This is a genomic window from Lentzea fradiae, assembly GCF_900100955.1.
In the GTDB taxonomy this organism is placed as follows: Bacteria; Actinomycetota; Actinomycetes; order Mycobacteriales; family Pseudonocardiaceae; genus Lentzea; species Lentzea fradiae.
Genome location: NZ_FNCC01000003.1, coordinates 287,458 through 312,695, shown reverse-complemented (window position 1 = coordinate 312,695; position 25,238 = coordinate 287,458). Strand labels below are relative to the sequence as shown.

Sequence of the window (25,238 nt, the reverse complement as noted above, 5' to 3'; positions counted from 1 at the left end):
CTGTAGGTCAAGCGATGGCTGCGAGGGTCTACGTGCCGGTGAGGGCGAGCACCGCTCTTCCGATGCGCAACAGGCCGTCGTCCAAGGGCACGCACCGCACGCCGCCCTTGCCCCGCAACGCTTTGAACGCGCCCGGAGCGATCACCGCGTCCATCCAGGCGCAGGGGCTGGCGGGCCGGTGCACCTCGAACCGCACCGGCCCGTCACCGCTGTCGAGGCTGAACACGGTGCCCCGCGCCACCGCGTCCACGTCGAACCCGCGCAGAACGACGTTGCGCCGCGCCACCAACGGGTCCACCGGCCACGGGGCGAGCGACTCGGCCGCGATGAACGTGACCGCGGCGTTGCGGTGGGCGGGGTGGTTGAAGTACCGGTCGCCGACGAGCCCGAGACCGGCGCGGACGGCGACCCGGTCGTGCGCGACAGGTCCCGGATCGGGACGAGGGCCGTCCAACGGACGGCCCTCGAAGGCGTGCACGGGTGAGACGTGCAGACCCGTGATCTCTACCTCTCGCCGAGCTGCCACTCGGGCCTCACGTAGTGGCAGGTGTAGCCGTTGGGGTAGCGCTCCAGGTAGTCCTGGTGCTCCGGCTCGGCCTGCCAGAACTCGGTCGCCTGCGTGACCTCGGTGACGACCTTGCCCGGCCACTTGCCGGAGGCGTCGACGTCCGCGATCGTCTCCTCGGCGATGCGCTTCTGCTCGTCGGTCTCGAAGAAGATCGCCGACCGGTAGCTGGCGCCGATGTCGTTGCCCTGGCGGTTGCGCGTCGTCGGGTCGTGGATCTGGAAGAAGAAGGCCAGGACCTGCCGGTAGCTCAGCTTCTCCGGGTCGAACACGATCTCGATCGCCTCGGCGTGGTTGCCGTGGTCGCGGTAGGTGGCGTTCGGCGTGTCCGGGTCGCCGGTGTAGCCGACGCGCGTCGAGACGACGCCGGGGTGGCGGCGGAACAAATCCTGCATGCCCCAGAAACAGCCGCCCGCGAGAACTGCCTTCTCCGTCACAGTGACGCTCCTCTTCTCGGTGTTCACTCAGGAGAACGCTCGGTCTCGCCTGAATCATCCCCGTCCCACTGTGACGCAATTATTACGGCTACGCCCGAGCACGCCTGCGCACCGGCGCCCGAACGGGACTTGTGCGGGTCCGAATGGAACGTCCCGGATGAGAACGGGAGCGCCCGCGACATCGCGGACGCTCCCCGGTCCTCTTAACCGCGACCGGCACCCGCACCGGCCGTGACCACGCTTTTCACCGTGCTCGCGCTGTCGAGCTGGTACGAGTAGGGAGGGCTCTTCACCGAACCGCCCTGGTCGCCGGAGCCCGAGTTGACGAAGTGGTTGTTGCGCGCGACGAGAGAACCGCCGGCCGAACTGCCCTCACCCCGGTGGAACGGGTCCCTGGTGTTCTCGAAGAAGTTCCCTTCCACCAGGACGCCCGCCTCGACGGTCGAGGCGACCCCGTAGGAGGTCACGCCTCCGTAGTAGTTGTTGTAGACGTGCACCGGGTTGCCGAAGCGCACCCGCGGGTGGCGCTGCTGCGTGCCGTCGAACCAGTTGTGGTGGTAGGTCACCCGGAGCTTGCCGCGGTCCTCCGATCCGTTGTCGTCGCTGTGGCCCAGCAGCATCGTCTTGTTGTGGCTGGTGAACTTGTTCCACGACACCGTGACGTAGTCCGACGCCCGTTTGACGTCGAGCGCGCCGTCGTAGCCGTTCGAGAAGGTGTTGTGGTCGATCCACACGCGGGTGGAGTACTGCACGTTGATCGCGTCGTCACCCCAGTTGCGGAAGTTGAGGTTGCGCACGATCACGTTGGACGCGTTGCTGATGTTCAGGCCCTGGCCGGTGATCGTCGAACCCGATCCCACGCCCTCGATCGTCTTGTCGGACGCGATCTTGGTCATGCTCGGCAGCGAGATGGTGCCGGAGACCCTGATGACCGCCGCGCCGGACGCCTTGGCGGCGTCGGTGAACGCGGAGGCCGTGGTGACGGTGATCGGCGTGGCGTTGCCGCCTCCCGTCGTGCCTCCTGCCTGGGTGGCCCACCCGACCAGGCCGAAGGGCGCCGCGGTCGCCGGGGGGACGGCCACCGCGCCGAGCACCAGCGCAGCCGCGGAAACCAGTGCTGCACGCTTTGGAATCATTTCACGCTCCCAATTCGTGAGCGGCGGTGCAGCCCACACAACCAGCAGGGAACTATTCGGTCAAGCGGTTCGAAGATGTTCGAGTCGAACGATCGAAATCGTTCGGCGGGGCCGGGAGGAGGCTCGATCGGGGCCGGTGATGGTGCCACGGCAACGGAAACCCGGTCCCGGAGTGCCGGATGGAAAATCCTTGGGCGGGGCCGGGACCTTTCTCGTCGCATTTCAAGGGTGTGCGTCTCGATGTGTTCGGGGAATCATTCTTCCGGATCCGCGACGCTCGATGACGGGGGTGCGGCGCGGTGGCGAATCGATCTTCGCCATAGTGGACGGATGAAGTGGTTACGTCGCAAGTCGACGATCGTCGTCGCCATCAGCCTGGTCGTCGTCCTCGCCGCCGCGGTGTCGTTGTGGAACGTCTCGGGATCGCGCACTTTCCAGTTCTTCGGTGAGGTCGTCGACCGGGTCGACACCGATGAGAAGGTCATCGCGCTGACGTTCGACGACGGCCCGCACCCCGCGGGCACCCGAGAGGTCCTCGACGTCCTGGCCGAGCAGCAGGTCACCGCCACGTTCTTCCTGAACGGCAGCGACCTGGCCGGCCACCCGGACCTCGGCCGGGCGATCGTGGAGGCCGGCCACGAGGTCGGCAACCACACCTACCACCACCGGCGCATGGTCGGCGTCCTGCCCGGCACCGTCGAGCGGGAGATCGAGGACACCGACGCCCGGATCCGCCTGGCCGGCTACGAAGGCCCCGTCCACTTCCGCCCGCCGTACGGCAAGAAGCTCTTCGCGCTGCCGCACTACCTGTCCGAGCACGACCGCAAGACCATCACCTGGGACGTCGAGCCCGACTCCGAGGGCACGCCCCCGGCGGAGCGGGTCGTCGAGCAGACCCTCGCCGAGACCGGGCCGGGGTCGATCATCCTGCTGCACCCCATGTTCCCGGCGCGGACCGAGACCAGGAAGGCGCTCAAGCCGATCATCACCGGCCTCAAGGAGCGCGGCTACCGGTTCGTCACCGTGTCCGAGCTCCTCGCCGTCCGCTAGACCAGGTCCGCCAGACCAGCCCGGCGCAGGAACTCCGCGCGCACCCGGTCCGCCACCGCGTTCACCACCTCGGCGCCGTCGGAGGAGGGGTCCACGTGCACCCGGAACGGCGGCTGCCGGGCGGCGACCGCGGCCACGACCGCGTCGGCCACCGCGCCCGCGTCCGCCCAGGCCGGCTCCAGCTCGGCCAGGCGGGCGCCCACCTGCTCCATCAGGCCGGGGTAGAGCTCCTCGTACGCCGCCGCGCGCCCGGTGTCCGCGGGGCTGCCGCTGTGCGCGAAGTGGTTGGTGCCGCTGGTGAACGCGCCGGGCACGACGATCGTGGTGTGGATGCCGAACCGCAGCAGCTCCGCGCGGTAGGAGACCGCGAGCGCGTCCATCGCCGCCTTGGCCGCGAAGTACGGCGCCAGGTACGGGGGAGTGCCGCCGCGGGTGGAGCTGGAGCCCACCCACACGACGTGTCCCGAACGCCGCCCGCGCAGGTGGGGCAGTGCCGCGCGGTTGACGCGCTGCGTGCCGAGCACGTTGACGTCGTAGAGCGCCGCGTACTGCTCGGGTGTGAACGCCTCGGCGGGGCCGGTGGCCATGTGGCCCGCGTTGTGCACCACCACGTCCAGCCTGCCCTGCTCGGCGATGACGGTGGCGATGGCGGCGTCCGCGGACTCCTGCGACTGCACGTCCAGCTCGACGGCGTGGACGTCGGCCCCGTTCGCGTCGCCGAACTCCGCGAGTCCGGCGACGGCGGGGGCGTTGCGGCCCCCGGTCTCCCGCATGCCCGCGTAGACGGTGTGACCGGCCAGGGCCAGCGCGCGGACGGTGAGCGCGCCGAACCCGCTGGACGCGCCGGTGACGACGACGACCTTGTCCATCGGGGTCGCGCCCATCAGATGATGCCTCCGTTCGCACGGATGGTCTGCCCGTTGACCCACCGGGCGGGGCCCGCGAGGAACGAGACGACCTCGGCGACGTCGCTCGGCTCGCCCAGCCGTTCCAGCGGTGGCTGCTTCGCGAGGGTGTCGATGGTGTCCTGGTCCTTGCCGTCGAGGAACAACGCGGTGGCCGTCGGTCCTGGCGCGACGGTGTTCACGGTGATGTCGCGGCCGCGCAGCTCGCGGGCGAGGACCAGGGTCAGCGCCTCGACGCCGCCCTTCGTCATGGCGTAGGCGCCGTAGCGGGGGAACCGCAGCCCGACGACCGACGACGAGATCATGATGATCGCGCCACCGGACCGCAGCCGCCGTGCGGCCTGCTGCGACACGACGAACGTGCCGCGCGCGTTGGTGCGCATGGTCTGGTCGAAGACGTCCAGGTCCATGTCCGCGACCGTGCCGAGCGGCATGATGCCGGCGGAGTTCACGACGACGTCGACGCCGCCGAACGTCTCCTCCGCCAGGTCGAACGCGGCGGCGACGGCCTTCTCGTCGGCCACGTCGGCCTGTGCGGCGATGGCCTGACCGCCGGACGCCTTGATCTGCGCGACGGTCTTCTCCGCCTCGGCCGTGTTGCCGGCGTACACGATGACGACGGCGGTGCCGTCGGCGGCGAGGCGTTCGGCGGCTGCCCGCCCGATGCCCCTGGAACCGCCGGTGACGACTGCGACGCGTGTCATGTCGATGCTCCTAGCTGCTGTTTCCGTTGATAACTCACTTAACGTAGCACTGATATCGAACCAGCGCTACCGGTGATGTGTTACCGTCGTTACATGGACACGAGGGAGCGTCTGGTGCAGGCCGCGGCCGACCTGCTGGTCGAAGGCGGCAAGGAGGCGGTCTCCACGCGCGCGGTCGCCACGGCGGCGGGGGTGCAGGCGCCGACGCTGTACCGGCTGTTCGGCGACAAGGACGGGCTGCTCGACGCCGTCGCGGCGCACGGGTTCGCGGGCTACCTCGCCTCCAAGCACGCGATGGGCCGCCACGACGACCCCGTCGACGACCTGCGCGCGGGGTGGGACCTGCACATCGGCTTCGGGCTGGAGCGCCCGGCGTTCTACCTGCTGATGTACGGCGAGCCGCGCAAGCGGGTGGCGCGGGTGCAGGCGGACGCGATGCTCCGCGAGATCATCGGTCGCATCGCCTCCGCCGGGCGGCTGGCGGTCCCGGTCGAGCAGGCGGCGCAGTTCGTGCACGCCACGGGCATGGGCGTGGTGCTGGCGCTGATCGCGACCCCGCAGGCGGAACGCGACCTGGGGCTGATCACGTTCACCAGGGAGAACGTCATCCGCGCGATCACCACGGACGCCGCGCCGGACGAGCCTGCGGACATCCCGAGCCGGGCGATCGCGCTGAAGGCGGCCTTGGCGGAGGACCCGCCCGCGATGCTGTCCCCCGCGGAGCGGGCCCTCCTGGACGAGTGGCTCGACCGGGTGGCGAAGTAGCGCCTACGCGTTCGGGTCGAACGGGATCCCGGCCGGCTTGGCGATGCTCAGGTTGTGGTTGAACGCGCCGTCCTTGATCGCGAGCGAGGCGCTGCCGAAGTTCGCGTTCACGAGGATGTCGCGCACCCCGGCGGGGAACCTGTTCCAGCTGACGAGATCCGGGTACTGGTAGGCGCCGTAGTGGTTCTCGGCGACCTCACCGGCGTTGGCGAGGCGGAAGCAGTGCGTGCTGAGGCCGTCCTTGTGGTAGATGATCTTCGCGTGGGTGCCCTCCCACTGCACGTTGGAGCGCGGGTGGGTCTTGTACCGGCCGTGCTCGGACGTGGAGACGTACTGGGCCACGTCGTTCTGCACCCAGATGATCACGTGCTCGATGTCGTGCCGGTGGCCGCAGCAGTCGATCAGCGGGACGGCCTGGTCCTTCTCGAAGTACAGGTCGTACAGGTAGGCGCACCACCCGTTGTTGCACTTCGACCGGCTGTAGGAGTTGGTGTTGTCGAGGTCGGACCGGTCGTGGCAGTCGCCGTTCAGCGCGCCGGAGTTCTTCAGGCCGGTCGCCACCTGGCCGGTCGGCGAGATCGCCGGGGTCGGGTAGCAGCCGTCACCGTCGTAGTCGAAGGCGGGCTGCCACTTGCCGTCGGCCTCCTCGTAGCTGGCGGGGATCGCCGTGGGCGGGGCGGCGAGCGCGACGCCGGGGACCAGCACGGTGAGCAGCAGGGCACCGGCCAGCGCGGACAGGAGCTTCTTCTTCATCTGGTTCGGCCTCCGTGAGCAGCAGGGAGCGGAGAGGCGTACCAGGCAGAAGGTGGTACATGAACGGCCTTCACGTCCAGGTGGTTCGCCTGATCGTCGCCGTACCGGAAAATTCACACCGCGTCCGAGTGGTCGCGCGGCGGCGGTCACGGCCCTGGTCCGGAGTCCGTTCGTCGCTGAGTCGCACCTAACAGGCCCCCCGGTGTGCATGTCCATACATCGTCGTGCATAATTCTCAACGTGTCCAAGGTGCTCACTTCACTTCCCGCCGGCGAACGCGTCGGCATCGCCTTCTCCGGTGGTCTCGACACCTCCGTCGCGGTCGCGTGGATGCGTGAGAAGGGCGCGGTGCCGTGCACGTACACCGCGGACATCGGCCAGTACGACGAGCCCGAGATCGAGACCGTCCCCGGTCGCGCCGGCACGTACGGCGCCGAGATCGCGCGCCTGGTCGACTGCCGCTCCGCGCTCGTCGAGGAGGGCCTCGCCGCGCTGGCGTGCGGCGCCTTCCACATCCGCTCCGGTGGCCGCGCGTACTTCAACACGACGCCGCTCGGCCGGGCCGTCACGGGCACCATGCTCGTCCGCGCCATGCTCGACGACGACGTGCAGATCTGGGGCGACGGCTCCACCTACAAGGGCAACGACATCGAGCGGTTCTACCGCTACGGCCTGCTCGCGAACCCGTCGCTGCGGATCTACAAGCCGTGGCTCGACGCGGAGTTCGTGACCGAGCTCGGTGGCCGCAAGGAGATGTCCGAGTGGCTGCAGGAGCGTGACCTGCCCTACCGCGCCAGCACCGAGAAGGCGTACTCGACGGACGCGAACATCTGGGGCGCGACGCACGAGGCCAAGTCGCTCGAGCTGCTCAACGAGGGCATCGAGATCGTCGAGCCGATCATGGGCGTCAAGTTCTGGGACCCGTCGGTCGAGATCGCCACCGAGGACGTCACCGTCGGCTTCGACCAGGGCCGTCCCGTCACGATCAACGGCAAGGAGTTCGGCAGCTCCGTCGACCTCGTGCTGGAGGCCAACGCCATCGGCGGCCGCCACGGTCTCGGCATGTCCGACCAGATCGAGAACCGCATCATCGAGGCCAAGAGCCGCGGCATCTACGAGGCGCCCGGCATGGCGCTGCTGTTCATCGCCTACGACCGCCTGGTGAACGCGATCCACAACGAGGACACGATCGCCGCCTACCACTCCGAGGGCCGCAAGCTCGGCCGGCTGCTCTACGAGGGCCGCTGGCTCGACCCGCAGTCGCTCATGCTGCGCGAGTCGCTGCAGCGCTGGGTCGGCTCCGCGGTCACCGGCGAGGTCACGCTGCGGCTGCGCAGGGGCGACGACTACTCGATCCTCGACACGTCCGGCCCCGCGTTCAGCTACCACCCGGACAAGCTCTCGATGGAGCGCACGGAGGACTCGGCGTTCGGCCCCGTCGACCGCATCGGCCAGCTGACCATGCGCAACCTCGACATCGCCGACTCGCGCGCCAAGCTGGAGCTGTTCGCGGGCCTCGGCATGGTCGGCACCCGCCAGTCGTCGCTCATCTCGGCCCAGGTCGAGCCGACGCAGCTGATCGGCGACGTGCCGGACGGCGGCGCGGAGGCCATCGCCTCGCGCGGCGAGGTGTCGGAGGCCGACGCGCTGCTCGACGCCGCCGCGATCGAGTCCGGCACGGACTGATCCCCGGCGCACCGGGCGGGGTGGGCGACCACCCCGCCCTTCGTCGTTCTCAGGTCTGGGGCCACATCGAGTAGATGACGTTGTCCTCGTCGGCGCACACGACCTGCGGCAGGAACCCCTCCTCGACCTGGTTGCACGACATCGGCCCGATCTCGACCGCGGGCAGGCCCGTCTTCGGGTCGGACCGCTCGGCGTAGTAGTCGACCAGGACGGCCGCGGCCTGGTCGCAGTTCAGCCGTCCGCCCGGCGTCTCGACGACGACGGCCAGCATCGGCTTGCCGAGGGCGCCGGTGAACGGCCTGTCGCAGAACTGCGAGGGCAGGCCGTCGTACTGCTCCAAGGGCACCCCGTCCAGCGCGGCCGGACCGTTCGCCTTGGCGGTGGTGGTGGTCGTGGTGGTGGTCGGCTGCGTCGTCTCGCTGGTCGCCGACGTGGCGGGGGTCTCGGTGCCGCTGCCGGAACCGGTGACCTCCGCGGTGCAGCCCGCCGCGAGCACGGCGAGGAGCGCGATCAAGAACTTCATGCCCTCGGGGTCGGTGCGGGCCTCACGACCGTTACCCCTTGTTCCCGAGACTTCTCCGGGAACAAGGGGTAACGAGGTCAGCGCACGCAGACGAAGCTGGCCGCGCGGGACGGGTCACCGCCCCGGTAGCGGGGCCACGTGGGGTACTCGCAGAGCGGGCGGGTCCGGTCGTGCGTGAGGTCGGCGACGACCTGGTGTTCCGGCGACCGTCCTCTTTCGACCCAGCGTTCCAGCGCTGTCAGCGAGTCCCAGCCCGCGGCGAGCGCCGGGGTGCCGAAGTTCGCGTGGTTGGCGCCGGGAACCAGGTAGTACCGCAGGAACCGCTCGGTGGACGGGCCGATCAGGTCGCGCACGCGTTCGTAGTAGTCGTTCGTGGAGCGGTGCGAGACCAGTTCGTCCGCGTTGCCGTGCAGCAGCAGGAGCTTGCCGCCGGAGCGGGCGAACGGGCGGAGGTCGGCGTCGTTGCGGTCCTGGACGGTCGACAGGTGGCTGATCCGGCCGAGCCACTCGCCGGGTGCGCGCGGGTCGAGGTCGAGCGGGTTGAACGACGGGTCGCGGGTCAGGAAGTACTTCACCCACTGGTCCCAGTACTGCATGCCGTACCCGGCGGTGGCGGGCATCGGGTTGGCGGGCGCGGTCGTGCCGAACCCGAGGAACGGGGTCCGCATGTCCGCTCCCGACAGGAACGGGAAGCCGGGGTAGTGGGTCTCGCCGCTGGCGATCCGGTACGGCCAGCGGAACGGCGTCGACATCGCCTTCACGGCCTCGATCTGCGCGTCCGACAGGCACGACGTCCCGGTGTCGGCGCCGCCGGGGCAGCGCAGCACGTGCGGGTCGAAGGTGCAGCGCGGGTTCGACACGACACCGTCCGCGATGCCGTCGGTGCGGTCGCACGCGGCGATCACGTTGTCGTACAACAGCGTCTGCTTCTCCGGGCCGGGGAACGCGCCGGGCCGGGCCAGCACCTGCGTGAGGTAGCCGAGGTCGAGGACCTCGGCGAGGTTGTTCCACGCGGGATAGCCGGAGATGACGCCGTCGAACGCCGACGGCCACCGCTGGGCCACGATGAGCGCCTCACGGCCACCGGTGGAGCCGCCCGCGAAGTAGTTCTCGGACGTGCCGCGGCCGAACGCGCGCCGGATGAGGAACTGGCTGGCGTCGTGCGTCTTCTTCAGCGCGTCACCAGCGGAGAAGTTGCGCAGCGCCTCGTCGTTCACGCCGAACGACCCGTCGAGCGACGGCACGGTCCCGGCGCCCTGCTGGTGGCCGGAGTCGCTGGCGTACGTCGCGTACTTGCGGGCCAGTGGCGCGAGCGCGTCCGCGGCGGCGAACGGCACGTTGCCGGTCAGGGCGGGGATGGTGCCGTTGTAGCCGCCGCCACCGAACATCATTGCCTTGCCGTTCCAGCCGATCGGCAGGGCGAGGCGCATCTTGATGGCCGGTGCGGCCGGGTCGACGGGGTGGATGTCCGCGTCGACCTGGCAGTACTCGACCGTCTGTCCACTCACGACAGCGGTGGTGAGCGCGGCGGCCTGCACCCGGCCGCCGGTGGTCGGCAGGCTGATGGACGACGCGGGGATCTTCAGTCCGGCCAGCGGCGCGCAGGACGGGGTGGTCCTGGACGGCGCGGTGGCGAGGGCGGGCTGGGCGCCGAGCAGCGCGACCGCGGCGGCCAGCACGGCGAGACGGCGTGTTCTCACGTCAGGTGGCCTTTCAGCGGTAGAGGTGCGAGCCGGGGATCGCCTTCGGGTCCGCGCGGACCTCGGACGGGTTCGTCTCGGGCAGGAACCACGCGCTGACGAACGTGATCAGGCCCATGAGCGTGATGTAGGCGGCGACCGGGAGGGTGCTGCCGGTCTCGGCGATCAGCGCGGTCATCAGAAACGGCGTGCCACCGCTGATGATGATCGCGGACAGCTGGTAGGACAGCGACGCGCCGGAGTAGCGGACGTTGGGCGCGAACAGCTCGCCGAGGAAGCTCGCGATCGGGCCGTAGGTGAGGCACTGGAAGGTGAAGCCGACGACGACGGCGATGAAGATCAGCGGCAGCGACGCGCTGTTGACGAGCCCGAAGTACGGGAAGCCCCACGCGGCGACGCCCAGGCCGCCGATCAGGATCAACGGCCGCCTGCCGATCCGGTCGGACACGTGTCCCGCCCACGGCAGGACGGCGAGCATGGCCACGGACCCCAGCAGCACCACGGCGAGCAGGCCGTCGCGGTCGAGCTTCAGCGACGTCGTGCCGTAGTTCAGCAGACCGGCGATGCTGACGTAGAAGAGGCTGTTGGTGGCGGAGAGGATGCCGCAGGCCAGCAGGATCGTGCCCCACTTCTCGCGGACCACGGTCGCGAGCGGCGCGCGGACGACGGCGCGCTCCGGCCGTTCGACCTCCTTCTGCAGGTCGCGGAACTCCGGCGTGTCCTCCACCTTGGACTGGATGTACAGGACCACCGCGAACATGACGATGCTGACCAGGAACGGGATCCGCCAGCCCCAGCTGAGGAACGCGTCGTCCGGCATCAGGCCGCTGGCGGCGACGAAGATCAGGTTCGAGATGATCACGGCGACGAAGACGCTGGTCTGGCCGAACGTCCCGGCGAAGCCGCGCTTCTTCGGGCTCGCGGACTCGGTGAGCAGCAGCATGATCCCGCCCCACTGGCCGCCCGCCGCGAGGCCCTGCAGGAACCGCAGCGTCACGAGCAGGATCGGCGCGAGCGCTCCCACGGAGGACGCGCTCGGCAGGCAGCCGATCAGGAACGTCGCGCCGCCCATCAGCGCGAGGCAGGTGACGACGACCGGCTTGCGGCCGTACTTGTCACCGAAGTGCCCGGCGAGCACGCCGCCGACCGGTCGCGCCACGAAGCCCGCCCAGAACGTGCTGAACGCGAGCAGGGTGCCGGTCAGCGCCGAGGACTCCGGGAAGAACACCTTCGGGAACACCAGCGCGGCCGCGGTGCCGTAGAGGAAGAAGTCGTACCACTCGATCGAGCTGCCGATGAGCCCCACGGTCAGCAGCTTGCGGAAACCGCGGCGCCGTGCGGGGGAGGTGGCGCCGGGCTGCGCTGACTGTTCGCCGGGCTGGGCCAGAGGGGTTGTCATACATGCCGCCTTCGTCGGTGAACCGGCAGGTGATGACGGCCAATGCTAGGGCGGCACCCCTGCCTGGTTGAGGTCTGGATCACACACGCCTGGGGTAGCTTTGGTGGGGCTTTCCTCCACCGCCCGCTGAGGAAGAATGACGCCGTGACCTCCGACCCGACCGATGAGCCGGACTCGTCCGCGCTCGTGCGCCGCCAGCGCGAGCTGGCCTCGTTGTATGCGACGGCCAAGTCCCTCACGGCGCTCGGCTCGCTGGACGACGTGCTGCAGTCGATCGTCCGGCATGCCCACGACCTGATGGGCACGGACTTCACGTACCTGTCGCTGGTCGCGGACGGCAGGCTGTCGGCGAAGGCGGCCGAGGGCACGATCTCGGCGGCGTTCCTGAGCGCCACCATTCCCGCGAACGTCGGGCTGGGCGGCAAGGTGATCGCCACCCGGCGCCCGCAGTGGGTGCGCAACTACGCGGCCTCCACGCTCATCGCGCACGACCCGAACTTCGACCGCCTGGTCGGCACCGAGGACCTGGTGGCGCTGCTCGGCGTGCCGCTGGTGATCCGCGACGAGGTGGTGGGCGCGCTGTTCGCGGCGGACAGGTCGGAGCGGTCGTTCCGCCCCGGCGAGATCGCGCTGCTGAGCGCGTTCGCCGACCACGCCGCCGTGGCCCTCGACAACGCCCGGCTCTACGAGGAGAGCCGGAAGGCGTTGCGGGAGCTGCGGGTCGCGTACCGCAAGATCGAGGAGCACGTGGCCGTCGTCGAACGGGCGCAGGCGATCCACGAGGCCCTGACCGGCGTCGTGCTGCGCGGCGGAACCCCGGACGACGTGGCACAGCTCCTGGCCGACCAGCTCGGCGGCACCGTCACGGTGCTCGACCGGGCCGACGCCGCCGGACGCGTCACGACCACGGTCGACGACGCGGGGACCGCCCGCAGCGTGGCGCCGATCCAGGCGGGTGACAGCCACCTCGGCGCACTGGCCTGGAGCCGCGAAGCGGTGGGGGACAACGCGGTCTCCGACGCGATGGACCTGCGGACCCTGGAACGGGCCACGCACATCCTGGGTTTGCTGATCCTCAAGGAACGGGCCGTCGCCGAGGCCAGCGAACGCCTGAGCGGGGAGCTGCTGACGGAGCTGATGGTCGGCGGCCCCGGCATCAGCCAGGCCCAGCGCGCCCGCACCCGTGCCCGCAACATCGACGCGGACCGCCTGAACCTGGTGATCGTCGCCGACGCGCCGGCGTCGTCCGCGACGGACCTGGTGCGGCACCTGCACGACGTGGCGAAGACCTGCTCCGGCCTCGCCGGCGAACACCTGGGCCGCGCCACGATGATCGTGCCCAGCACCGACGACGAGCACACCGTCGCCGACGTCCACCGCCGGCTGCGCCGGGCACTCGGCGGCCCGGTCGTCGCCGTGGGGGAGCGGGCGGTGGGCCACGACTGGGCCCGCGCGTTCTCGCTGGCATGGCGCTGCGGCGCCGTCGTGCGGGCACTAGGCCACACCGACGTCGGCGCCACGACGGGCCGGTATGCGTTGTACGCCTTGGTGTTCGACGCCGACCGGGCAGGCGACCTCGACCGGTTCCTCACCGCCTCCGTGGGACCGCTGGTGGAGTACGACCGGCGCCGCGGCACCGACCTCGTCGGCACGCTCAGCGCCTACTACGACCACCGCGCGAACGTGGCGGCGACGGCCAGGGTGTTGCACGTGCACGTCAACACGCTGCTCAAGCGGCTGGACCGGGTGAGCGAGGTGCTCGGCGTCGACTGGCGCGCCGAAAACGACCTGGAACTGCAACTCGGCCTGCAACTCCACAAGCTCCAAGCCGCAATCGCCCCACCCCGCCACTCCTGACCCCCACCCCACCACTCCTGACCCCCCACGTGACGCGCCAACCCTCACGTGACGCGCCAACCCTCACGCGGGGGCCCCACGTACTACGTGACAGTACGAAAGGCTCCCGCGTGCCGGGTCGGAAAGATACGCGGGGCGCCTACGTACTACGTGACAGTACGAAGGGGCCCCGCGTGCGCGGAGGAGGGGACACGAAGTGGGGGTCAGGCGGTGCGTAGAGCGGCTCGCAGGGTGCTCTTCGAGAGTTTGCCGGTGCCCGTCTTCGGCAGCGACTCGGCGAACACCACCTCGTCCGGCAGCCACCACCGGGCCACCAGAGGCGTGATGTGCCGCAGCAGCTCCTCCTGCGTGGCGGTGGCGCCGTCGCGGAGCACGACGTAGGCGACGGGCCGTTCCTCCCACTTCGGGTCCGGCCTGCCGATCACGGCCACCTCGACGACGTCGGGGTGCGAGACGATCGCGGCCTCCAGCTCGACCGAGGAGATCCACTCGCCGCCGGACTTGATCAGGTCCTTCATCCGGTCCACGAGCCGCAGGTAGCCCTCGCCGTCGATGGTGGCGAGGTCGCCGGTGCGCAGCCAGCCGTCGGCGGTGAAGCTGTCGCCCGCCTCGACGAGGAAGTAGCCGCCCGCCACCCACGGGCCCGCGACCTGCAGCTCGCCGACCGACCGGCCGTCACGCGGCAGGACGGTGCCCGTCTCGACGTCGGCCACCCGGATGTCGACGAGCGGCAGCGGCTGGCCCTGTGCGGCTCGCACGGCGACCCGTTCGGGGTCGGGGAGGTCGCGGTGCCGGCTGCGGGTGCCGCCGATCGTCCCCACCGGACTGATCTCCGTCATGCCCCAGGAGTGGGTGATCGGGATGCCGATCGCCTCGCGGTAGGTCTCCGACAGCGCGGGGGCGATGGCCGAGCCGCCGCCGAGCAGGAACCGGGTGGCGCTCAGGTCGTGTGACTCCAGGCCGGGCACCAGGCTCGTCCACACGGTCGGCACGGCGCCCGCGACGGTGACGCGTTCGGTCGCCATCAACGTCAGCAGGTGCTCCGGTTCCGAGGACGGGCCGGGCAGCACGATCGACGCGCCGGTCATCATCGCGCCGTAGGGCAGGCCCCACGCGTTGGCGTGGAACATCGGCACGATCGGCATCACGACGTCGCTCTCGCGCAGACCGATGAACCCCGCGGCGAGCGTTCCCAGGCAGTGCAGGATCGTCGAGCGGTGGCTGTAGAGCACGCCCTTGGGCGCCCCGGTGGTGCCGGAGGTGTAGCACAGGCCCGACGCGAGGTTCTCCTCCTCGTAGGTGAAGGTCTCCTCGAACGAGCCCTCGTACGGCTCGGCCGCGTCCACCAGCTCGTCGTAGTGCAGGACGCGCGGGTCGGCGGGGATCTCCTCACCGCTGTCGTCGGGCAGCACGACCCAGTGCCGGACCTTGGGCATCCGGTCGGCGCTCGGCCAGATCCGTGGCAGCAACGCCCGGTCGACGAACAGCACGTCGTCCTCGGCGTGGTTGACGATGTACTCCAGGTGGTCCGCGGGCAGCCGGATGTTGATGGAGTGCAGCACCCGCTTGGAGACCGGCACCGCGAGGTACAGCTCCAGGTGCCGCCGGGTGTTGCTCGCGAACGTGGCGACGCGCGCACCCGCCGGGACGCCGAGCGCGTCGAGCGCTGTCGCGAGGCGCCGCGTGCGCAGGGCCACGTCGGCGTAGGTGACCCGCTCACCGCCGGCCGTGACGACCGCCTTGTGCGCGTGGAGTCGTTCGGCCCGCTCCAGGATGTGCGCGATGGTGAGCGGCCGTGGTTGCATCAGCCCGTCCATGGGAAGTGACCCTAAGTGAGCTACCTCACCGGCGAGAGGGAAGAAACTTCCACTCATTCCGTTGTCGTGGCGGCGATTTCCCACACGCTCACGTGCGGTAGGCGTCGCAGGCGAGCGTGACGAGGTCGGTCAGGTGCCGCGGCGGCTGGTCCTTCCACCACGCGAGCCACACGGCGATCGGCGGCGCGTCCGTCACGGCCCGGTAGGCGACTCCCGGCCGCGGGTTGAGGCTCGCGGTGGCCTCCGACGTCATGCCGACGGCCTGCCCGGCGGCGATCAGGGTGAGCCACTCGTCGACGCCCTGGGTGGTGCGCACGACGGCGGGGGCGGTGCCGGGCTGCCACAGGTCGAGGGTGGTCGTGCCGGTGCGGTCGTCCACGGCGAGCGAGTACCGGGCGAGGTCGGCGAGCTTGAGCGAACGCTTGCGCGCCAACGGGTTGTCCGTCGCGACGACGCCGTAGCGCCGTTCGGTGCCGAGGAGCGCCGTCTCGAACCGCGGGTCGTCGAGCGCCCTGCGGACCACGGCGACGTCCGCGGTGCCTTCGGCGAGCCCCGCGGTCAGCGAGTTCGACTGCACGAACACCAGCGGCAGCCCGGGATGGGCGGCGGCCCACTTCCTCTGCACGGGCCGGGTGTGCTTGCCGAGCGCGGCCCAGGCGTAGCCGATGCGCAGCTCGGTCAGCGACCGCGCCGCGATCCGCCGCAGGTGCGCGACCTCGTCCAGCACCCGCCGCGCGCTGTCGAGGACCTTCGCGCCGACGGACGTGAGCGCGACGTGCCGCGTGGACCGTTGCAGCAGCCGCACACCCAGGTCGGCCTCCAGCGCCGCCACGGACCGGGACACCGACGCCTGGGTGAGGCCGAGCTCGCGGGCGGCGTCGGTGAACGTGCCCTCGTCGACCACCGCGACGAACGCCCGCACGTGCCGCAGATCCATGCGTCCAGCGTATAGCCGGAACGGCTCATGCATTTCCCGTATCGATGCCGCCGGACGCAGGCTGGACCGCATGAAGAGCATCGGTGGGTTCGCGACGATCACCGCGAGCGCGGCCAGCAACCAGCTCGGCGCCGCAGTGGGCGCCCACGCGTTCGCCGCCATCGGCCCGGCCGGGGTCGTGGCGGTGCGCCAGTTCGTCGCCGCGGCCGTGCTGCTCCCGGTGGCCCGCCCGGACCTGCGGCGGTTCACGTGGGCGCAGTGGTGGCCGACGATCGCGCTGGCGGGCGTGTTCGCCACCATGAACCTGAGCCTCTACCTCGCGATCGACCGGATCGGGCTCGGTCTCGCCGTGACGCTGGAGGTGCTCGGGCCGCTGGGCGTGGCGCTGGCCGGGTCGCGCACCCGCCGCGACCTGCTGTTCGTGCTGCTCGCGGCGGTCGGCGTGTACGTGCTGGTGGTGCCGGGGCCGAGCAGCGACTACCTCGGCGTCGGCCTCGGCCTGCTCGCGGCGGCCTGCTGGGCCGCGTACATCCTGCTCAACCGCCTGGTCGGCGCCCGGCTGCCCGGCCTGCAGGCGCCCGCCGTCGCGACCGCGCTGTCCGCGACGCTCTACGTCCCGGTCGCGGTGCTGCTGGTGCTGAACGGGAAGCTCACCGGGATGGCGATCCTGTACGCGATCGGCGCCGGTGTGCTGTGCAGCGTCGTGCCGTACGCCGTGGACCTGGTCGCGTTGCGGAAGGTGCCGGCGCGGCTGTTCGGTCTCGCGATGAGCGTCCACCCGGTGCTGGCGGCGCTGGCCGGTCTGGTGGTGCTGGGGGAGACGCTGGAGCCGCACCACTGGGGCGGGATCCTGCTCGTCGTCACCGCGAACGCACTGGCCGTCACTTGCTCGAAGTGGTCTGGATCACCTACCGTGCAGGCAGAAACGTGAATTGATTTCACTTAGCGGGGTGGGCATGCGGACCAAAGTCGTGACGCTGATAGCCGCTCTCGTCGGTGCTGTGCTGGTCAGCGGCCCGCTCGCACAGGCGGAGCCGGAGCCGTACCTGGTGGGCAGGGGCATCTCCGACGTCACCGGCCCCGCCGCCGAGAACGGCATGATGGGCTACTCGAAGTTCGACCAGAAGACGTCGGGCATCCACCAGCGGCTGCGGTCGCGGGCCTACGTCGTGGTCGACCGCGCCACGAACAAGCGCGTCGCCTACGTCAACGCCGACCTCGCGATGATCTTCCGCGCGGTCCAGGAGGGCGTGCTCGCGAAGCTCCAGGCGAAGTACGGCACCACCTACACCCGCGAGAACCTCCTGCTGTCCGCCACGCACACGCACAGCGGGCCCGGCGGCCAGTCGCACAACCTCGCCTACAACCTGTCGATCCTCGGCCTGCAGCCGCAGGCGCTCGCCGCGGTGGTCGACGGCATCACGGAGTCGGTCGTCGAGGCGCACGAGGACCTCAAGCCCGGGTCGATCAGCCTCGGCGTCGGCGAGCTGACGAACGCCTCGGTCAACCGCTCGCGCGTCGCGTTCGACCGCAACCCCGACAAGGGCGCGTTCCCCGCGGGCATCGACCCGCAGATGACCGTGCTGAAGCTCAAGCAGTCCGGCTCCGAGGTCGGCGCGATCAGCTGGTTCGCCACCCACAACACGTCGGTCACCAACGCCAACACGCTGATCAGCCCCGACAACAAGGGATACGCGGCCTACCAGTGGGAGCACGACGACAAGGGCGTGCGCTACCTCGACGACGCCAAGGGTTTCGTGGCGGCGTTCCCGAACACCAACGCCGGTGACATGTCGCCGAACCTGAACCTGCGGCCCGGCTCCGGCCCCACCGAGGACGAGTGGGAGAACACGCGGATCATCGGCGAGCGCCAGAACCGCAAGGCGCAGCAGATCTACGGTGGCGCGCAGACCGCGGTGTCCGGCGGCGTCGACTACCGGATGCGGTTCGTCGACATGTCGTCCGTGCAGGTCGAGGGCCGCTTCACCACCGACGGCAGGCCGGGCACCACGTGCTCGGGCGTCGTCGGCGCGTCCACGATCGCGGGCAGCGTCGAGGACGGCCCGGCGATCCCCGGCTTCTCCGAGGGCATGCAGTCGCCGTGGAAGAAGCTGTTCGAGCCGCTGCAGATGGAGGTCCCGCAGTGGCTGCGGGACTGCCAGTACCCCAAGGCGTCGCTCGTCCCGACCGGCCTGATCGGTGCCACGCCGAACATCGTGCCGCTGCAGATCGTCCGCATCGGACAGCTGCACCTCGTCGCCGTGCCGGGTGAGGTCACGATCACCGCGGGCCTGCGCATCCGCCAGGCCGTCGCCGCCGAGGCCGGTGTGCCGGTGCGCAACGTGCTGATCCAGGGCTACGCCAACGACTACAGCCAGTACGTCACCACGCCGGAGGAGTACGACTCGCAGCAGTACGAGGGCGGGTCCACGCTGTTCGGCCGCAACACCACGCCCGCCTACCAGCAGGAGTTCGGCAAGCTCGCCGCGTCGATGAAGGCGGGCACCACGCTGCCCGCCGGCCCGAACCCCGGCAAGCCGCCGTTCACCGAGATCAACCTCCAGACCGGCGTGGTCCTCGACGACAAGCCGTTGGACAAGAAGTACGGCGACGTCCTCATCGCGCCCAAGGCGTCCTACGCGCGCGGCGAGACCGTCACGGCCGTGTTCGTCACCGGTCACCCGAAGAACAACCTGCACCGCAACCACACCTTCCTGGAGGTGCAGCGGCAGGTGAACGGCCAGTGGGTCCGCGTCGCCGACGACGGCGACTGGGCCACGCGCTACCGGTGGCAGCGCGTCGGCATCTCCCACTCCAACGCCACGATCACCTGGCAGATCCCCGCGAACACGCCCGCGGGCACCTACCGGATCGTGCACCACGGTGACGAGAAGTCCGGCTGGACCGGCAAGATCAGCGGCTTCACCGGTGCCACGGCGGGCTTCACCGTCAGCTGAGCAGGAACTCGCCTCCCGCGGCGAGAGCGAGTCCGGGGCCGAAGGCAGCCGCAGGCGTGTACGCGCCGGGCTTGCCCTCGCCCCGGACGAGCCTGGCCGCGACCTCTGCGGACACGGCGGCGGTGAAGTCCATGCCGTCGCCCGCTTTCAGCCAACCCTCGTGCGTCGTGCCGTCAGGCCACGTGACGATGGCGTGGCCCCAGGAGTGCCGCCGTGGCCGTGGTGCGTCCTTGCCTTTGATAGCCGCCATGTTCTTGATGGCGAAGCGACGGACCGGTTGTGGTGACAGCAGCAGTTTCACCACCGGCAGCGCGGCGCGGGCTGCCGGGGAGGCGGGCAGCATCGCGTTGGTGGCGACGATCTCCGGTGCGCCGCTGGCGTTGTGCGCGGCCAGCAGCTCCGCGGACGGTCCCTCAGCGGCCGTGACGCGGTCGCCGTCGGGCAGGACGATCGTGGTCGCACCCGCCCCGATCCGTGACTTGGTCAGCTTTCCGTTCCGGTAGCGACGCCCGCCCGTGGTGAGGCCCTCGACGAGCGACGCGGCCAGTGCGGTGCCGAGCAGACCTTCCTCCACGGCGACGGATGCCAGCGCGTCCACTCGGATTCTCGCGGGCGTCGGCCGTCCCTCGCACAGCTTCGCCACGACGGCCTCCGTGGCCAGCACGCCGAACCCGGCCCCGGTGACGAGCGTGCCGCCCGCCGCGACGGCCTCGTCGTGCAGCCCGAGCAGCCGGGGTACGGACGCCAGGTCGTTGGCCTGGTCGACGTAGTGCGCGCCTGCCTCCAGGCACGCTCGGGCGATGACCGGTGCCGTCTCGGCGTAGTCGCCGATGGTGTTGACGACGACCTTCGGCCGTTGCGCCTTGATCGCCGCCGCGATGCGGTCCGCGCCGTCGGCGACGATGCCCGTGCCGTCGCGGAGGTTCCTGCCTACCGGGACCGTCTCGTGCTCTCGCAGACGGGCGGTGACCGCGCGGCCCACGCGTCCGGTGGCTCCCAGTACCCAGATGCTCATCGTCGTCGCTCCTCGTGACGTCTCACTGTGTCGTCACTGACGCTAACACGAGTGACGACACAGTGAGACATCGCTTGGTAGGCTGAGGTGTGGCCAGGTGGGATCCCGGAACCGAGGGTCGTCTCCGGCGGGCGGCGGTGGAGCTGTTCGTCGAGCACGGGTACGACAACGTGACGATCACGCAGATCGCGGAACGGGCGGGCATCACGCGTCGCTCGTACTTCCGTTACTTCCCGGACAAGCGCGAGGTGCTCTTCGGCGGCTCGGAGCAGCTGCCGGACTTCCTGGCCGAGGCGGTGCGCACGTCGTCCGGGACGAGCGGCCCGGCCATCGCCCTGGATGCCGTCCGCAAGCTCGGCGCGCTGTTCGAGGAACGCGTCGACCGCGACCCGGCGCGGCTCGCCGTGATCGCGTCCAGCGCGGAGCTGCGCGAACGTGAGCGCACCAAGACGGCGGCGCTCACCGACGCGCTGGCGCGGGCTTTGGCGGACCGCGGCGCGGACGAGGCGACGCTGCTGGCGCGCGTCGTCGCCGTCTGCTTCCAGGAGGCCGTGGAGCGCTGGATGCGGACGGGGGAGCGCCTCGGCGCCTGTCTCGACGCGGCCGTGGCGGCGCTTCGCTCGACGGCGGACCTATTCCCCGATCCGCTGAGGCGGTGATTACGTTGTGCACGATTTAATCGCGCGATAGCTTTATGGCATCCGACGAACCGAAGGAGAAGTCATGAAGCGCCCCGTCCTCGAACCCGCCGCCGCCGAGTTCGCCGCCGCGACCGCGAAGCCGCCGTTCCTGTTCGACCTCGCCCCGGAGGAGGGCCGCAAGGCCGTCGACGAGGTCCAGTCGGGCGAGATCGACAAGCCCGCGATCGACGAGCGGTGGGTGGAGCTCGACGGCTTCAAGGTCCGCGTCGTCAAGCCGGCCGGCGCGGAGGGGACGCTCCCCGTCATCCTCTACATCCACGGTGCCGGCTGGGTCTTCGGCAACGGCCACACGCACGATCGCCTGGTCCGCGAGCTCGCCGTGGGCGCGGGTGCGGCCGTCGTCTTCCCCGAGTACTCGCTCTCGCCCGAGGCCCGCTACCCGGTCGCCATCAACCAGAACTACGCGACGGCCCGGTGGATCCTCGCGTCCGGCGCGGAGCACGGCCTCGACGCCACGCGGCTCGCGGTGGCGGGCGACTCGGTGGGCGGCAACATGGCCGCGGCGCTGACGTTGCAGGCCAAGGAACGCGGCGACGTCCCGCTCAAGGCCCAGGTGCTCTTCTACCCGGTGACCGACGCCGCCTTCGACACCGACTCGTACCTGCAGTTCGCCGAGGGCTACTTCCTGCGCCGCGACGGCATGCAGTGGTTCTGGGACCAGTACACGACCAACCCGCTGGAGCGCGCCGAGATCACCGCGTCGCCGCTGCGGGCGACCACCGAGCAGCTGACGGGCCTGCCGCAGGCGCTCGTGATCACCGCCGAGGCCGACGTGCTGCGCGACGAGGGCGAGGCGTACGCCGACAAGCTGCGCGAGGCCGGTGTGCCCGTCACCGCCGTCCGGTACGCGGGTGCGATCCACGACTTCGTGATGCTGAACGCGCTGCGCGGCACGCACGCCGCCGAGGCCGCGATCACCCAGGCGATCGGCTTCCTGCGCAAGGCGCTGCATCGTTGATCTATGCAAATTTTCAGGGGTTGTTCGGATTCGTGATCCGAACAACCCCTCCTGCGCCATGATTGGGGTTGTGACGTTCACGCCTCTGCCGCTGCGGCTTGACGATGTGTGCGACGACGTGTGCTTGGCGTTCAGTCGAGCGGTACGTGGGATCGTTGGAACCGAGTGGCGACCGCGAAACGTCGGCACGACGGCGACCATTCTGGTGACGAGCAGGCAATGGGATGCGGTGCTCGAGGATGCGGACCTCGCTGGTCACATCCGACAACTGACGGAGGCCGTTGCTCGCGTCGTCGACGTGCGGACGTGCGGTAAGCGTGCGATCGGGTCGCGGTTGAAGCGGCTCTTGGCCAGCCTCCAAGCTGCTGATGATGCTGTCAGGAGCGCAGTTGCTGAGGTCGCCTGGTTCGTCCCACCTGATTCGGAAGCGTCGGCTGTGAGAGCCGTGCGCACCATCGCGACGCTACTGGATCGAGGCGTAGCGGCCTTGGTTCGGTCCTTGGCCAACGAGATCGAGCCTGAGAGTTGGTCAGTTGCCCGGGATTCCTTCAGGCGCATGGAACTGTGGATCTGGTTGCTCTCTGAGAGACCGGCCCCGGCGGCTATGTCGGTGTTTGAGCGAGTGCTCAATCTGCCGGCGGGGCTGTTCGACACGAGCCGCGGACTGTCATGGACGTCAGCTCTGTTCTCCGAATGGGCTGTGCGAGGTGACGAGCTCGACTCCCGGCTGCGTGCCCAGTTGCCTCACCTGCTCGAGTCCTCAGGTGAGCTCACGGACAAGCTTCGCATGCACCTCACGCAGCTTCTGTGCAGCCCGAGGCCGTTTCTCGCCCAACGGGCCGCTGTTGCGGCCCGTGACCTGGTTCGACGTGCATTGAACAACGATCATGACAAATGCTTGGACGCCATTGCTTCCACAGCTCGACGCAATCCTGAGTTGGAGTCGTCGCATCGTCGCTTTCTGAAGGCGTTCAACGAGTTCAACGGAGCTGCAACGGCGCAAGACGCGGCGCTGGCTGCCGGACGCCTGTATCACGTGGTGGCCGAAGGCTATCTGTGCAAAGTTGGTCGCGTGGCGGTGCGTCTGCTTGGCAAGCCTGCCGACGGCAGCATGCTCACGAAGCTCAGTCAACAGTTCGGCTCGATGTCGCACGAGCCGGTGTGTGCAATGTTAAATCCATTTATGAAGCCGAAATGGCGAAACGCCGTGGCGCACGAGCATGTGTGGTGGGACTCTGTGATGGAGAAAGTGCACTTCGGCGCCGAGGTTGAAGATCCCGAACTCGTAGTGGATATCGCAGTGGGGGCGCGTGAGATTTGTCAGGCGTTCGAGACCGGTGTGGCAGTCGCGATGTGGGAGGCGGGGCATCCGAATCAACTGATTGACACCTCCAACGAGGTCTCCAGCACGCAGCTTGCAATGCAGACGTTGGGTAGGTGCGGCATCATGGTCACCGACTACCAACGAGCTGGCGCAGTGGTTATGTTCAGAGTGCCGACCATATCGATCGAGACGTTGGGCAGACTGCTTTCGGCGCTGGTGGCGACATCAATTCACCTCGACGCTGTCGAAAGATGGATCGTGAGGCAGGACGATGTCGCGATGCCGGATCTCGTTGTCCCGGGCGAAGCTGTGAGTGCAACACTGGAGTGTCTGGAAGTTGGGTCGGACGGCGGGAAGGTGATCGATACCGGTATCTCATGGCTGCCGTTGATCGTGACCGCGCTTCGAGCATGTGATACGGAAAGTGAAGTGATCGTCAACGCGATCGTGGCGCTCGCAAGCAGTCAGGTACTTGGTGAGCATCAACGATTGAGGTCAGAACTTGTAGTCGGCGATGTGGGAGCGACTCAGGAATTCGCCGGGATGATGCTGCGTCTGGAGCGCATTATGCGCGCGGTGATCGACCTCGCGCAGCCAGAGGTTCAACCGATGTTACGTTCGTACCTGCAATTGGTGAGTCGCGTTCGTGTAACCTTCGTCCTTAACCCGAAGTTAGTTGAACACCCCGTCTATCGAGAACTTTTGATAGCGCTGCGCTCGGCGACGCCAGCGAAGTTCCCGTGGATCAGGAACTAGTGACGTCTGAACGCTCGCCTAACCCCGTTCGGTCCTCGTGACGTGGAACGGCGTGCCCTGCTGACACGTCGTCATCGCACCGGGATCGGCCCGCCCGCTCACCTCCACCACGGCGCCGGCCACCGCGACAGCGGGGTCGGCGCCGAGCAGCAGGTACTGCTCCGTGCCGGTGGACAGCAGCGTGCACCCCGCCTCGACCCCCGCCGCCACCGTGCCCCGCACCGTCGTGGCGCCCGGATCGCCCGCCCTGGACGGGGTCGGGACCGCGGCGGTCGGCACCGAGGACGGCACGACGGACGCCGTCGAGGTGACCGCCGGGGGCGCGGTGGCGATCTGCTGGGTGCTCGTCACGGAGTCCTCGGGCGGTGTCTGACCACCGCACGCCGCCAGGACCAGGCAGAGCAGCAGAACCGCCGACCCGCGCATCTCACGTCACCTCCGGTGGACCACCGCGACCGGGCACGGCGCGTGGTGCAGCACAGCGTGACTCACCGAGCCCAGGATCGCACGCCTCACGACCCCGCGGCCGTGGCTTCCCACCGCGATCAGCGCAGCGCCGTCGGCCGCACGGAGCAACGCGCGGGCGGGAGCGTCGAACGCGACCTCCTGGGCCACGTGCACCGACGGGTGCCGGGCGGCGTGCGGTGCCAGCTGCTCGTCCAGGAGCTTGGCGAGGTCCGCGCGGACGTGGTCCACGTCGGGCTCGGGCAGCTCGGCCCAGCCGGAGTCGTCGAACGCGTGGATCGCGAGCAGCTCGCGCCCGTGCCGTCCGGCGAAGTCGAAGGCGAACGCGATGGCGTCGGCGGAGGTCTCGGACCCGTCCACGCCGACGACCACCCGGCCCTCCAGCGGGCCGGACCGGGTCACGACGACCGGGCGTCCCGCGGCGGACACCAGCTCGACCGCCGTGGAGCCGAGGAACATCTCGGCGATGCCGGTGCGTCCCGACGACCCGAGCACCAGCAGGTCACCCTGCTCCTCGGCGAGGACCTCGGCGGGACGGCCGAGGCGGGCGTGCGTGGTGACGGCGAGGCCGGGGAAGCTCTGCCGCAGCTCGGTGGCGAGCGCGGCGAGCTGTTCCTCCGCCGCGTGCGACATCGTCTCCTCGGTGATGAACTCCGGCACCGGAGTGGACATCGGCATGAACACGGGTTCGGGCAACGGCCGGAGCACAGCCTGCACGACCACCAGCTCCACACCGCGCCGCGTCGCCTCCTCGGCGCCCCACAGCACGGCTCTCCTGGCGAGGTCCGACCCGTCGAACCCGACAACGACCGAAGACATGACACCACC

Annotated in this window: 23 protein-coding genes; 9 read left to right on the top strand and 14 right to left on the bottom strand. The window is 69.8% G+C overall.

Annotated elements, in window-relative coordinates; translation table 11 throughout:
- Positions 1–28: 28 nt before the first annotated feature.
- The 3 genes from BLT23_RS08630 to BLT23_RS08620 all read right to left on the bottom strand — a co-directional run bounded on the left by BLT23_RS08630 (position 29) and on the right by BLT23_RS08620 (position 2,138).
- The gene (locus BLT23_RS08630) at positions 29–526 is read right to left on the bottom strand and encodes an MOSC domain-containing protein (RefSeq protein WP_090047348.1); all 498 of its coding nucleotides are present in this window, start codon (positions 524–526) and stop codon (positions 29–31) included.
- Complete coding sequence (msrA, locus tag BLT23_RS08625) at positions 505–1,002, bottom strand: peptide-methionine (S)-S-oxide reductase MsrA (RefSeq protein WP_090047825.1); 498 nt, start codon at positions 1,000–1,002, stop codon at positions 505–507. The genes BLT23_RS08630 and msrA overlap by 22 nt, the downstream gene beginning before the upstream one ends.
- A 203-nt stretch (positions 1,003–1,205) precedes the next feature.
- Complete coding sequence (locus tag BLT23_RS08620) at positions 1,206–2,138, bottom strand: pectate lyase family protein (protein ID WP_090047346.1); 933 nt, start codon at positions 2,136–2,138, stop codon at positions 1,206–1,208.
- A gap of 330 nt (positions 2,139–2,468) precedes the next feature.
- Between BLT23_RS08620 and BLT23_RS08615 the strand changes: the two genes are divergently transcribed.
- On the top strand, positions 2,469–3,188 hold the full coding sequence (locus tag BLT23_RS08615) for a polysaccharide deacetylase family protein (RefSeq protein ID WP_090047345.1): 720 nt from the start codon (positions 2,469–2,471) through the stop codon (positions 3,186–3,188).
- Here the strand turns inward: BLT23_RS08615 and BLT23_RS08610 are convergent.
- Positions 3,185–4,072, bottom strand: coding sequence for an SDR family NAD(P)-dependent oxidoreductase (locus BLT23_RS08610; protein WP_218133676.1), 888 nt, complete (start codon positions 4,070–4,072; stop codon positions 3,185–3,187). The genes BLT23_RS08615 and BLT23_RS08610 overlap by 4 nt on opposite strands.
- Complete coding sequence (locus BLT23_RS08605) at positions 4,072–4,797, bottom strand: SDR family oxidoreductase (RefSeq protein ID WP_090047344.1); 726 nt, start codon at positions 4,795–4,797, stop codon at positions 4,072–4,074. Before BLT23_RS08605 ends, BLT23_RS08610 begins: the two co-directional genes overlap by 1 nt.
- Before the next feature lie 93 nt (positions 4,798–4,890).
- Between BLT23_RS08605 and BLT23_RS08600 the strand changes: the two genes are divergently transcribed.
- Entirely contained in the window at positions 4,891–5,562 is a 672-nt protein-coding gene (locus BLT23_RS08600) for a TetR/AcrR family transcriptional regulator (protein WP_090047341.1), read from the top strand.
- Between the two features lie 3 nt (positions 5,563–5,565).
- On the opposite strand, the gene BLT23_RS08595 is transcribed toward BLT23_RS08600, so the two are convergent.
- Positions 5,566–6,315: an NPP1 family protein gene (locus BLT23_RS08595; protein ID WP_090047339.1), complete on the bottom strand. Its 750-nt coding sequence runs from the start codon at positions 6,313–6,315 to the stop codon at positions 5,566–5,568.
- A gap of 240 nt (positions 6,316–6,555) precedes the next feature.
- On the opposite strand from BLT23_RS08595, the gene argG reads away from it, so the two are divergent.
- Positions 6,556–8,001: an argininosuccinate synthase gene (gene argG, locus BLT23_RS08590; RefSeq protein WP_090047337.1), complete on the top strand. Its 1,446-nt coding sequence runs from the start codon at positions 6,556–6,558 to the stop codon at positions 7,999–8,001.
- Positions 8,002–8,050: 49 nt separating this feature from the next.
- On the opposite strand, the gene BLT23_RS08585 is transcribed toward argG, so the two are convergent.
- From BLT23_RS08585 to BLT23_RS08575, 3 genes are all read right to left on the bottom strand, one after another.
- Positions 8,051–8,524, bottom strand: coding sequence for a hypothetical protein (locus tag BLT23_RS08585; protein ID WP_090047334.1), 474 nt, complete (start codon positions 8,522–8,524; stop codon positions 8,051–8,053).
- A 77-nt stretch (positions 8,525–8,601) separates the two neighbouring features.
- A complete protein-coding gene (locus BLT23_RS08580; protein WP_245743831.1) occupies positions 8,602–10,224 on the bottom strand; it encodes a tannase/feruloyl esterase family alpha/beta hydrolase in 1,623 nt (540 codons plus the stop codon).
- Between the two features lie 13 nt (positions 10,225–10,237).
- Positions 10,238–11,623: an MFS transporter gene (locus tag BLT23_RS08575; protein ID WP_090047332.1), complete on the bottom strand. Its 1,386-nt coding sequence runs from the start codon at positions 11,621–11,623 to the stop codon at positions 10,238–10,240.
- A gap of 144 nt (positions 11,624–11,767) precedes the next feature.
- Between BLT23_RS08575 and BLT23_RS08570 the strand changes: the two genes are divergently transcribed.
- On the top strand, positions 11,768–13,480 hold the full coding sequence (locus BLT23_RS08570) for a helix-turn-helix domain-containing protein (RefSeq protein ID WP_245743830.1): 1,713 nt from the start codon (positions 11,768–11,770) through the stop codon (positions 13,478–13,480).
- A gap of 203 nt (positions 13,481–13,683) precedes the next feature.
- Here BLT23_RS08570 and BLT23_RS08565 read toward each other — a convergent pair whose 3' ends face one another.
- Positions 13,684–15,297: a long-chain fatty acid--CoA ligase gene (locus BLT23_RS08565; protein WP_090047328.1), complete on the bottom strand. Its 1,614-nt coding sequence runs from the start codon at positions 15,295–15,297 to the stop codon at positions 13,684–13,686.
- 88 nt (positions 15,298–15,385) lie between these two features.
- Positions 15,386–16,234: a LysR family transcriptional regulator gene (locus tag BLT23_RS08560; RefSeq protein ID WP_090047326.1), complete on the bottom strand. Its 849-nt coding sequence runs from the start codon at positions 16,232–16,234 to the stop codon at positions 15,386–15,388.
- Between the two features lie 70 nt (positions 16,235–16,304).
- On the opposite strand from BLT23_RS08560, the gene BLT23_RS08555 reads away from it, so the two are divergent.
- The gene (locus BLT23_RS08555; protein WP_245743829.1) at positions 16,305–17,165 is read left to right on the top strand and encodes an EamA family transporter; all 861 of its coding nucleotides are present in this window, start codon (positions 16,305–16,307) and stop codon (positions 17,163–17,165) included.
- 25 nt (positions 17,166–17,190) lie between these two features.
- Entirely contained in the window at positions 17,191–19,191 is a 2,001-nt protein-coding gene (locus BLT23_RS08550; protein ID WP_090047820.1) for a neutral/alkaline ceramidase, read from the top strand.
- Here the strand turns inward: BLT23_RS08550 and BLT23_RS08545 are convergent.
- Positions 19,184–20,206 carry a saccharopine dehydrogenase NADP-binding domain-containing protein gene (locus BLT23_RS08545; RefSeq protein WP_090047322.1) on the bottom strand — a complete coding sequence of 341 codons (1,023 nt, stop codon included), beginning with the start codon at positions 20,204–20,206 and terminating at the stop codon, positions 19,184–19,186. The genes BLT23_RS08550 and BLT23_RS08545 overlap by 8 nt on opposite strands.
- A gap of 89 nt (positions 20,207–20,295) precedes the next feature.
- Here BLT23_RS08545 and BLT23_RS08540 point away from each other — a divergent pair, with 89 nt between their 5' ends.
- The 3 genes from BLT23_RS08540 to BLT23_RS08530 all read left to right on the top strand — a co-directional run bounded on the left by BLT23_RS08540 (position 20,296) and on the right by BLT23_RS08530 (position 23,945).
- Positions 20,296–20,865, top strand: coding sequence for a TetR/AcrR family transcriptional regulator (locus tag BLT23_RS08540; protein WP_090047320.1), 570 nt, complete (start codon positions 20,296–20,298; stop codon positions 20,863–20,865).
- Positions 20,866–20,929: 64 nt separating this feature from the next.
- On the top strand, positions 20,930–21,865 hold the full coding sequence (locus tag BLT23_RS08535) for an alpha/beta hydrolase (RefSeq protein WP_090047319.1): 936 nt from the start codon (positions 20,930–20,932) through the stop codon (positions 21,863–21,865).
- A gap of 70 nt (positions 21,866–21,935) precedes the next feature.
- Positions 21,936–23,945 carry a hypothetical protein gene (locus BLT23_RS08530; protein WP_090047317.1) on the top strand — a complete coding sequence of 670 codons (2,010 nt, stop codon included), beginning with the start codon at positions 21,936–21,938 and terminating at the stop codon, positions 23,943–23,945.
- An 18-nt stretch (positions 23,946–23,963) separates the two neighbouring features.
- Here the strand turns inward: BLT23_RS08530 and BLT23_RS08525 are convergent, their stop codons facing one another.
- Together BLT23_RS08525 and BLT23_RS08520 are read right to left on the bottom strand one after the other, a co-directional pair.
- Positions 23,964–24,371 carry a hypothetical protein gene (locus BLT23_RS08525; protein ID WP_090047315.1) on the bottom strand — a complete coding sequence of 136 codons (408 nt, stop codon included), beginning with the start codon at positions 24,369–24,371 and terminating at the stop codon, positions 23,964–23,966.
- Between the two features lie 6 nt (positions 24,372–24,377).
- Positions 24,378–25,229 carry a universal stress protein gene (locus tag BLT23_RS08520; protein WP_090047312.1) on the bottom strand — a complete coding sequence of 284 codons (852 nt, stop codon included), beginning with the start codon at positions 25,227–25,229 and terminating at the stop codon, positions 24,378–24,380.
- Positions 25,230–25,238: the final 9 nt, after the last annotated feature.

Coding starts and splice junctions, on each gene's coding strand:
- BLT23_RS08620 (WP_090047346.1), bottom strand. CDS start 2,138: ATGATTCCAAAGCGTGCAGCACTGGTTTCCGCGGCTGCGCTGGTGCTC.
- BLT23_RS08615 (WP_090047345.1), top strand. CDS start 2,469: ATGAAGTGGTTACGTCGCAAGTCGACGATCGTCGTCGCCATCAGCCTG.
- BLT23_RS08610 (WP_218133676.1), bottom strand. CDS start 4,072: ATGGGCGCGACCCCGATGGACAAGGTCGTCGTCGTCACCGGCGCGTCC.
- BLT23_RS08605 (WP_090047344.1), bottom strand. CDS start 4,797: ATGACACGCGTCGCAGTCGTCACCGGCGGTTCCAGGGGCATCGGGCGG.
- BLT23_RS08600 (WP_090047341.1), top strand. CDS start 4,891: ATGGACACGAGGGAGCGTCTGGTGCAGGCCGCGGCCGACCTGCTGGTC.
- BLT23_RS08595 (WP_090047339.1), bottom strand. CDS start 6,315: ATGAAGAAGAAGCTCCTGTCCGCGCTGGCCGGTGCCCTGCTGCTCACC.
- BLT23_RS08585 (WP_090047334.1), bottom strand. CDS start 8,524: ATGAAGTTCTTGATCGCGCTCCTCGCCGTGCTCGCGGCGGGCTGCACC.
- BLT23_RS08575 (WP_090047332.1), bottom strand. CDS start 11,623: ATGACAACCCCTCTGGCCCAGCCCGGCGAACAGTCAGCGCAGCCCGGC.
- BLT23_RS08565 (WP_090047328.1), bottom strand. CDS start 15,297: ATGGACGGGCTGATGCAACCACGGCCGCTCACCATCGCGCACATCCTG.
- BLT23_RS08560 (WP_090047326.1), bottom strand. CDS start 16,234: ATGGATCTGCGGCACGTGCGGGCGTTCGTCGCGGTGGTCGACGAGGGC.
- BLT23_RS08555 (WP_245743829.1), top strand. CDS start 16,305: ATGAAGAGCATCGGTGGGTTCGCGACGATCACCGCGAGCGCGGCCAGC.
- BLT23_RS08550 (WP_090047820.1), top strand. CDS start 17,191: ATGCGGACCAAAGTCGTGACGCTGATAGCCGCTCTCGTCGGTGCTGTG.
- BLT23_RS08545 (WP_090047322.1), bottom strand. CDS start 20,206: ATGAGCATCTGGGTACTGGGAGCCACCGGACGCGTGGGCCGCGCGGTC.
- BLT23_RS08535 (WP_090047319.1), top strand. CDS start 20,930: ATGAAGCGCCCCGTCCTCGAACCCGCCGCCGCCGAGTTCGCCGCCGCG.
- BLT23_RS08525 (WP_090047315.1), bottom strand. CDS start 24,371: ATGCGCGGGTCGGCGGTTCTGCTGCTCTGCCTGGTCCTGGCGGCGTGC.
- BLT23_RS08520 (WP_090047312.1), bottom strand. CDS start 25,229: ATGTCTTCGGTCGTTGTCGGGTTCGACGGGTCGGACCTCGCCAGGAGA.